At 71.6% G+C, this 8,619-nt stretch carries 6 protein-coding genes and 2 pseudogenes; 5 read left to right on the top strand and 3 right to left on the bottom strand.

Annotated features, from left to right (window positions below):
* Positions 1-105 precede the first annotated feature (105 nt).
* The 4 genes and pseudogenes from AB0P03_RS37425 to AB0P03_RS37410 form a co-directional block, all read left to right on the top strand.
* Positions 106-357 (top strand): annotated as a pseudogene (locus AB0P03_RS37425) (HAD-IA family hydrolase); the annotation flags it as partial.
* A 217-nt stretch (positions 358-574) separates the two neighbouring features.
* The gene (locus AB0P03_RS37420) at positions 575-1,282 is read left to right on the top strand and encodes an ABC transporter substrate-binding protein (protein WP_363633157.1); all 708 of its coding nucleotides are present in this window, start codon (positions 575-577) and stop codon (positions 1,280-1,282) included.
* Positions 1,279-1,479, top strand: a complete 201-nt coding sequence (locus AB0P03_RS37415; RefSeq protein WP_363633159.1) for an ABC transporter substrate-binding protein — start codon at positions 1,279-1,281, stop codon at positions 1,477-1,479. The genes AB0P03_RS37420 and AB0P03_RS37415 overlap by 4 nt, the downstream gene beginning before the upstream one ends.
* A 214-nt stretch (positions 1,480-1,693) precedes the next feature.
* Positions 1,694-2,347 (top strand): SGNH/GDSL hydrolase family protein, encoded by a 654-nt coding sequence (locus tag AB0P03_RS37410; RefSeq protein WP_363633156.1) that lies wholly within the window; start codon positions 1,694-1,696, stop codon positions 2,345-2,347.
* Positions 2,348-3,299: 952 nt separating this feature from the next.
* Here AB0P03_RS37410 and AB0P03_RS37405 read toward each other — a convergent pair.
* Both AB0P03_RS37405 and AB0P03_RS37400 read right to left on the bottom strand, forming a co-directional pair.
* Entirely contained in the window at positions 3,300-3,548 is a 249-nt protein-coding gene (locus AB0P03_RS37405) for a DUF5302 domain-containing protein (RefSeq protein ID WP_363586091.1), read from the bottom strand.
* Positions 3,545-3,865 carry a hypothetical protein gene (locus AB0P03_RS37400; protein WP_363633155.1) on the bottom strand — a complete coding sequence of 107 codons (321 nt, stop codon included), beginning with the start codon at positions 3,863-3,865 and terminating at the stop codon, positions 3,545-3,547. Before AB0P03_RS37400 ends, AB0P03_RS37405 begins: the two co-directional genes overlap by 4 nt.
* A gap of 278 nt (positions 3,866-4,143) precedes the next feature.
* Here AB0P03_RS37400 and AB0P03_RS37395 point away from each other — a divergent pair.
* A pseudogene (locus AB0P03_RS37395) lies at positions 4,144-4,332 on the top strand (IS30 family transposase); the annotation flags it as partial.
* Positions 4,333-4,437: 105 nt separating this feature from the next.
* Here AB0P03_RS37395 and AB0P03_RS37390 read toward each other — a convergent pair.
* Positions 4,438-8,616, bottom strand: a complete 4,179-nt coding sequence (locus AB0P03_RS37390; RefSeq protein ID WP_363633153.1) for an RICIN domain-containing protein — start codon at positions 8,614-8,616, stop codon at positions 4,438-4,440.
* Between the last annotated feature and the right edge of the window lie 3 nt (positions 8,617-8,619).

The following is an 8,619-nucleotide window of genomic DNA, read 5'->3' as shown; positions in this document are numbered from 1 at the left end:
GGTTCTCAAGGATCCGCCGCATTCCGCGGCGGACCATCTCCTGGTCGTCTGCGAGCAGTAATCGAATGGTCACAGCCAGGAATTCTGTCATAGCGTCGGACCGGGGTGCTCCGGTCCGCCGGGTGGCAGCACATCGTCGTGTCGAACCACGTCCCCGAGCTGCCCGCCATCCTCCACGCCCTCGGCGTCACCCCAAGGCTGACGGCCACCATCAACTCGGCCGCCACCGGCCACGAGAAGCCCCACCCGGAGACATTCCGCCTCGCCCGGCTGGCGGCCGGCCCCGGCCCGCTGTGGATGGTCGGCGACAACCCCCACGCGGACATCGCCGGAGCCCAAGCCGCCGGCATCAACGCCATCTGGGTCCAGCGCCCCAGCCCCCGCGCCATACCGGACCTGCCCGCCGCGGCTCGCCTCGTCCTCGAACACCATGGCGAAGACCGGGGACTGCGCTGGGAAATCCCGCCCGCCCCAGCCGAACGTCCCCGCGTCACCCGCCCGATCGGCTGGTCTCCCACCGTCTGCAACGCAGACGCCCGGCCAGCGCCCCGGACCAGGCGCGCGAAAGCCGGGCATGCACCAGACCAACCCCGCACCGGCCCAGGCCGAGTGCCTCACCGCGTTCGCCCGCCTGCGCGCCGGATCCCCCCAGGACGCGTTCGAGATCGGCGAAGGCTGCAACTTCTACCCGCCCTCGCCCGATCTCGGACGCCACCTCGGCGTGCTGCTGCACAACCTCGCCGCCCGCAGCAGCCTGTCCCGCTACTCCGATCCCTTCAACGGAGGAGCCAAGGCGGCCTTCGCCGAACTCACCTCGGCCCGGCTCGGAATTCCTCTGACCCGCCAGGACATCACCTTCGTCCAGGGCGGCACCGAAGCCGTCAGCCTGACCATCGGTCACCTCGCGGCCACCGGCCACAGCCTCACCCTGCCGATCCCGAACTACTACGGCTTCGACCAGTCCGCGGCCCGCCGGGGCGCACCCGTCGCGGCCTACTACCGCCACGACGGCGCCGTCCACCTCAACGGCGCCCAGCCCGACCGCCCGTTCGCCAAGCTCGACCCGGCCGACGGCACGCTGACCTCGCTCCCCGTGCTGGTCCTCGCCAACGCGCTGTACGACCCGCTGATGGTCAACGGCGACAACGGCGCCGTCAAGCCGTATCTGGCCAAGGCCTTCACCTCCAACGCGGACGCCACTGCCTGGACCCTGGAGCTGCGCGAAGGCGTGAAGTTCAGCGACGGCAAGCCGCTGGACGCCCCGCCACCATCGGCGGCATGACGGTGAACAGCCCGACCAGTGTCGTCTTCGCCCTCAAGACTCCGAACGCGGCCTTCCCCAACCTGTTCACCCGCTCCCTCGGCTACGTCTCCCAGGCCCCAGCCGGCGACGCACCCGCAGTCGGCTCCGGCCCGTACACCGTGGAGAGCGTCCAGCCGGGCGTCTCGGTGACCGTCACCCGCAACCCCTCCTACTAGGGCGACAAGGGCCACGCCGACAAGATCGTCTACCGGGTGCTGCCCGACGCCGACAGCCGCTACCAGTCGCTGCGCTCCGGCGACACCGACCTGATCTGAGCCGAGACGCCCGCCCAGCTCAAGCAGGCCCCCGCAGACGGACTGCGCGTCGCCACCGGCCCCAGCTCCACCTCCACCATCCTGGCGACTCCTACGCCGCGGGCACCGGTTCGTCGTGGACAGCTATCTCGACGACACCTGCCACCGCAGCGCGGCCGCCTACCCCTCCCTGTTCGCCCAGCAGACGGCACCGGCCTCATTCAGCTTCCAGGCGTGCGGCGGAGCCGTCACCACCGACGTCCCGGCCACCCAGCTCGCCCCGCTCAGCCCGACCACCACCCTGGTCAGCTTGACCGTCGGCGGCAACGACGTCGACTTCAAGGACGTCATGCGGAGCTGCCAGTTCGGCGGCGACAACACCTGCGTCGGCGCCGTCGACACGGCCGAACAGACCGCCCGCACTCAGCTGCCGGCCCGCCTCGACGCCGTGTACAGCGCGGTACGGGAGCGTGCGTCCGGTGCCCGTGTCGTGGTCACCGGCTACCCGCGGTTCTTCAACCCGGCCAGCCCCAGCCTCTGCGCCGGTATGGGCGCCACCAAGCGTGCCGCGCTCAACCGAGGGGCCGACACGCTCAACAGCGTCATCGAGGGCGAGGTCGCCAAGTGCGCCGGATTCGTCTACCAGGACGTGGCCACCCCGTTCGCCGGCCACGAGCTCTGCGACGCGGCTCCGTTCCTCAACGGCCTCATTCTCAATTCCGGCTCGTACCACCCCAACGCCGCCGGCCAGGCAAACGGCTATCTTCCCGCTCTGCGCGCCGACCTCTGAACACCCACACCTGCCGGCGCCACCCGCCCCTCCCTCTGGCCCGCCCCACGAACCCCGCCTGACTAGCAACGACGCTTCCGGCCTCTCGCATGCTCGGAGGGCTGGAAGCGTTCCCAAGCAGCAATACGGCTGGTCAACCACATAGTGTCGCGTTGACCAGCCGTATTGGGTCGGTTGACCGTGATCGGCACCGGAGTAGTCACTTCCATGAACCCCGCCAAGCGAGTCTGCTCTCGTGCGTCCATCCCCGCCGCTGAAGGCCTTCCGCCCGCGGCGGGGAGCGGCCGATGCCTCGCGGAATCGCCTACGGCTTGGTCAACCGCCGGTGCCACCAGGGGCAGCTCGGCGAGTCCCACCAAGGGCTGGTCAACCATCGGGACGCATACGGATCCGGCAAGGTGCGACGCTCGAACTCTGCGTCGAGCCTGGCCACGATCTGGCTCAGTTCACGGCGTGCAGCCGACGGCAGTGCATCGAGCATGGCTTGCACATTGTCCCGGCCCCCAAGCACATCGTGGCACGGGCAATCCGCCAACGGCACGTAGAGCCAGCGGCCGGGCTGGCGCAGGAACCGCTCGTACTGGCCGAGCGCCGAGCAGGAACAGCACGGTCACGCTGTCCAGACGCTCGAGTGCGTCGTGCCCGGGCCCCAGGTGTCGGGCGGCGCGGAGCAGCAGGGCGAGGGCGGCGGGTGCGGTGGCCGGGACCAGGGCGGCGAGGCACAGGGACGTGCCCGTCACCAGGATGGCGGCGCTGTAGAGGAGGGCGGCGGTGCTCGGCGGGACGGCCTCCGGGGCCGGCACCCGGCGCCGCCTTCTCCACGTGCCCTGCCGATCCCCGGCAGGCAAGGCCCCGCACCCGGCGCACTCGAACGAAGACCTTGCCTGTCGCGTACAGCTACGGCCGCCCGGTCAGGACCAGGCCTGGCGGCCACCGGCGTGAACCGGACTCATCAACCACCGCTCTTGCGGCGGAAGTTGCGCTTGCCGCCCACCGCGCCGTGAGCGCCGTGGATCTTCGAGTCGCCACTCGGGCCGCCGGCCGCGCTATCGGACTTGGCGCCGTGCTTGCGCTCCAGAGCGGCGAGGAACCGGGCCTTGACGTCGTCCTGGGTGGCTGGCGCGGGGGCCTCGGCAGCCTCCGTGGCCTCCGGGCTCTCGGTGTTCTCCGGGTTCTCAGATGACTTCACGTCGCTGCTCATGTAGAACCTCTTCCTTGAGGGATGGTGGCGGTTGTTGACTTCACGCACACCATGTCATGCCCAAGCGCCCCATCTGCGGGTGGGTACCGATCCTGTACGGACAGAACCTGCGGTCGAGTGACGGTCGGGATGGCGGGGACCTCACCGGCCAGGGCGTCGAGATCGCCGAGTTGCTCGGGTCGGATGACGGCGCCGTCCAGCAGCTCGGTGGTCAGCCGCTCCTGGCCGCGGGCCATCGCCTCGGTGCAGCCGTCCTCGATCAGTCGCCGTAGCAGGCCGATGACGCCGCCGGTGCGGCGGAACAGGTACTCGGGCATGGCTCCGCAGGTGAGCATCCCCGGCTGGGCGCGAAGGAGGCACAGCTGATCCTCGATCCCGGCCAGGTGGTCGACGAGCGCGCGGATCTTGGCGGGGGTCGTGTACGCGAACGGATCGAGGTCGACGAGGTCGAAGCGGCGCTCGGTCTGGGTGGCGGCCGCAGGGTTGTGGCTTCGGCCGCGCCGGATGTCGGGGACGATCAGCTGACTCGTGGCGGGGTCGATGGGCGACCGGGGCGAACGCGTCGCGGGTGCCGGGCATGGGCTCGGTGTGCGGGGCGAGCTGGCGGTGGACCTCGCGTCACAGGAACGGCCTGCTGCGGCAGTACTTCCCGAAGGGCACCGACCTGTCGGTCCACACCCCCGAACGGCTGGCCGCCGTCGCCGACCAGCTCAACCGGCGCCCACGCAAAACGCTCGGCTGGGAAACCCCAGCCGAGCGTCTGGCTAAACTCATCGCGGCCTAGACAACCGACCACGTGTTGCAACGACCGTTAGGAACCGCCAGGTATGGGGGCGGGCCTTCGATTTCGCCGGACGCCGTCAGCGGCGCGATCGGTCAGGATCCGGCGTCAGGAGCACTTGATCCTGCCGCAGTTGGGAACGGAGATCTTGTGCTGGGTGCCGGCCCTCCACTCCAGGTGCGGGATCAAGCCGATCCAGGTGAGCAGCCCGCCCAGTCCGATCTGGGCCAGGTTCTGGTCGGTCCACCAGATCGAGAGCGTTCCCGACTGGTTGATCTCCAGCCAGGCGTTGGTGTAGCCGGCGGTGCCGGAGGACCAGCAGGCCTGGTTGCCGACGCCGTAGACGACGAAGTTGCCGTCCGTCTGCATGGTCGCCCGGGTGCCGCAGCCGGCGCTGCCCGGAGCGCTCCACTCCTTCACCCGGCGCTCCTGCCCGAGTTCGTTGACCTCCGTGTACCAGAGCGCCAGTTCACCGTTGTCCTCCATCTTCAGGACGGTCCACTGGTCCGGGTTCCCGGTGGCCTCGAAGGTCTGGCCGCGGCAGATGGTGAAGTTCCTCCACATCCAGGAGCCCTGGCGCTCCGCGCCGGGGGACTGGAGGGCGCAGTCGGAGGACGGCTGGCCACCACCACCGGTGTTGCCGCCTCCGCCACCGCCTCCGGTGTTGCCGCCTCCGGAGCCGCCGCCACCACCGGGGGTCGGGCCATTCTGGACGTTGTCCAGGCGCCAGCGCTGCTTGTCGGAGCCGTCGCACCGCCACACCCCGAGCTGCTCACCGGCGTTGTTGGCGGTGAGGCAGCCACCGTCGGTGGCGCTGACGATCCAGTACCAGCCGTTGCCCGCGTCGCGGAAGGACCAGCGCTGGTTGGCGTTCCCCTGCTGGTTCTGCGTCAGGTGGGTGCGGTGGACGCCGGGGTTGTGGTCCATCACCATGCCCTGGCCCGGCGCGGCCTTGCCGTCCGTGAGGAGGGTCTCGACGATCCACTGGCCGTTGCCCGCGTCCCAGAACGCCCACCGCTGGGCGGCGTTGCCGTTGCCGCCCAGTGCCTTGATGGAGGTGCCGGAGGCGGTGTTGGCGCCGTCGAGGTCGGCGACCAGCCCGTTGTTGTTCGACCGGAGCGTGGCGACCTGGCTGCTGCCGATGTTCGGACCGACCACCGGACCGCCGGGCGACCCGCCGGAGGATCCGCCGCCGGGCTGCGGCTGCGGCTGCGGCTGCGGCTGCGGCTGCGGCTGCGGCTGCGGCTGCGGCTGGGGAGCGAACGGCCCCTGGGCCACGTTGTCCAGGCGCCACTTCTGGCGGTCGCTGCCGTCGCAGGGGCTGATGGCGAGGGCTTCGCCGGGGTTGTTGGCGGTGAGGCAGTTGTTGTCGGTGTCGCTGGTGATCCAGAACCAGCCGTTGCTCGCGTCCCGGAACGCCCAGTGCTGGTTGGCGTTGCCGTCCATGGTCCGGATCAGGTGAGTGCGGTGGTTGCCCGGGTCGTGGTCCATGACCATGCCCTGGCCCGCCGCCGTCTTCCCGTCGGTGAGCAGGGTCTCGATGATCCACCGCCCGTTCGCGGTGGCCCAGAACACCCAGCGTTGCGCGTCGTTGCCGTTCGCGCCGAGCGCCTTGATCGACGTACCGGAGTTGGTGGTGCCGCCGTCCAGGTCCGCCACCATCCCGTTGTTCCCGGAGACGAGGGTGGAGACCTGCCCGGCTCCGACGCCGGGGTTGACCACCGGGCCGGTGCCCGGCTTCGGCGCCGGCTGCTGGGGCGCGCGGGGCGGTACGCTGCCCAGGCCCCAGCGCTGCGAGTCGGTCGCGTTGCAGTCCCAGATCTGCAGGGCGGTGCCGTTCGCGGAGTTGCCGTCGGTGACGTCCAGGCACCTGCCCGAGGCGGGGTTGACGAGTGAACTGTTGTCGCCCTGCTGCCAGTTCTGGGCAGGGGTGCCGTTGCAGGTGTACAGGCCGACCCGGGTGCCGCGGTTGGTGAGGCCCCCGGCCACGTCCAGGCACTTGTCGAACGCCTTCAGGGTGAAGACGCCGCTGCTCGCGGACGGCGTCCAGCGCTGGGAGCGGGTGTTGTTGCAGTCGTACAGGTCGATCGGGGTCTTGTCGGCCGTGTTGCCTCCGGTGACGTCCAGGCACTTGCCCGGGAACGCCGAGTAGACGGGCACCGAGCCGGCGTCACCGCCGCCGTCACTGCCGGTGGGGCCGGTCAGGCGGAACTTCTGGCGGTCGGAGCCGTCGCAGGTGCCGACCGTCAGCGGCTGGCCGGACGCGGACAGGGTCAGGCAGCCGCCGCCGTCACCGTTGGTGATCGTCGACCAGCCGTTCCCGGCGTCGGCGAACTTCCAGAGCTGGTTCGTCCGGTCCGCCGCCACCGCCTGGAGCTCGGTGCGGTGGGAGGCGGTGTCCTGCCCGAGGACCAGCCGCTCCTCCGGGCGGTTGCCGCCGTAGGTGAGCCGGGACTCGATCAGCCAGTTGCCGTTGCCCCGGTCCCAGAACGCCCAGCGCTGGGAGTCGGTCGAGTTGGGTTGCCACGCCTGGACGGGCGTGCCCACGGCGGGCACGCCGCCGCGTACGTCCGGCACCAGTTGGGCGTCGGCGGCGGAGACGATGCTGATCCCCTGGGTCGGCTCCGGCCGCGTACCGCCGCCGGGTCCGCTGGGCCAGCTCGGCCCGCCGGGGGTGCCTCCCCAGGAGGGCAGGCTGGGCAGCGGCGGGAAGCCGGGCAGGCCGATGGCGGGGAGGGCGGGCACGGACGGGCCGCCGCCGGGTGTGCCACCGCCACCGGGGTTGGGATCGCCGGGGCCGGGCGGGGCGTCGTCGTCGGCGGCCGGTTGGTTGGTGTCCGCCGGCTCGCACTTGTTCGGCTGTTCCGGGGCCTTGGGCGGATTGGCGGACGCGGCGGGGTCGTTCGGGAAGCCCGAGGTGGTCGGCCACGGCACGTTCGGCAGACCGGGCAGCGACGGCCACGGGATCGTCGGGAAGCCCGGGATCGACGGCCAGCTCCAGGAGGGCTGGTCCGGCAGCTGGGGCCACGGGACGGACGGGAACGACGGCGCGCCCGGCCACGTGACGGTGGGCATGGCGGGGTGGCCGGGGAACGGAACGGTCGGATTGCCGGGGACGGAGGGCCACTTGACCTGCGGGAACCCGGGGACGGTCGGCCAGGCGAGGCCCGGGTGGTCCGGGATCGCCGGGTCGGTGACCGCCGGGAGGCCGGGGACCAGGGCGGTGCCGTCGTCGTTCCCGTTGCCGGGCAGTGGCAGCACCGGCCACGGGACGTCGGCGTGTCCGGGCATCGTGGGCCAGGGGACGGTCGGGAAACCCGGCACGGAAGGCCAGGTGGCCTCGGGGTGGCCGCCGATCGTCGGCCACGGCAGGCTCGGCACGGTCGGGAACCCGGGCCAGCGGATCTCCGGCAGATCGGGGTGGCCGGGCATGGGGATGTTCGGGTAGCCGGGGACGGACGGCCAGGCGATGGCCGGATGCGCGGGCAGGGACGGCCAGGTCAGCTCGGGGTGGTCCGCCACGGTCGGCCACGGAGTGTCCGGGAATCCCGGAACGGCGTGACCGGGCCCGTAGCAGGGCATGGACAGCCGCCACCGCTGCCGGTCGGACCCGTCGCAGTCCTTCGTGGCCAGGCCGGCCCCGTCCGTCGAGGCGGTGAGGCAGGCCCCGGTGGACGCGGCGGTGATCTGGTACCAGCCGTCCACGTCGGCCGGGGCGAACCGCCAGCGCTGGCCCGGACTGCCGTCGGGCTTTCCGGTGGCGTCGTTCTCGATCGGGCGGATCGCCACCTGGTCGCCGTACGTGGGGAGGCCGAGCACGCTGCCCTGCCCTGCGGCGGTGGTGCCGTTGGTCAGTCCGGTCTCGATCACCCAGGTGTCGTCGGACTTCTGCCAGGTCGCCCAGTTCTGCTGCGGGGCACAGGCGGGTGCGGCCGCGCGCACCCCCGTGCCGGCGGCCGGTGAACCGCCCGTCACGTCGGCGACCAGGTTGCCGGAGGCCGAGGTGAGGAGCGAGGTCCTGCCGTGCTGTGGTGCCGACGGGTCGGCGCTCGCGGGTGTCTGCGCGGTGGTGGTGTCGGCCGCGGTGGTGGCGGCGGCCGGTACGGCCGCGACGCGGGGGAGCGGCGGAAGGCCCTGCGGACAGTGGTCCCGCCCGTTCTGACGGTCCTGGGGATTCGGTTCCAGCCGGAACCCGACGGGCAGGTGGTCGGACTGGGTGTCGTTGAAGTATCCCTGGACGAAGCCGGTGTACTCCTGGGCTATGCCCGTCGGGTCACTCGCGACCATGTA

The organism is Kitasatospora sp. NPDC088779, from assembly GCF_040685395.1.
Taxonomy (GTDB): domain Bacteria; phylum Actinomycetota; class Actinomycetes; order Streptomycetales; family Streptomycetaceae; genus Kitasatospora.
Note: the sequence above shows the minus strand (reverse complement) of the source record. Positions and strands in the feature narration are given on the sequence as shown.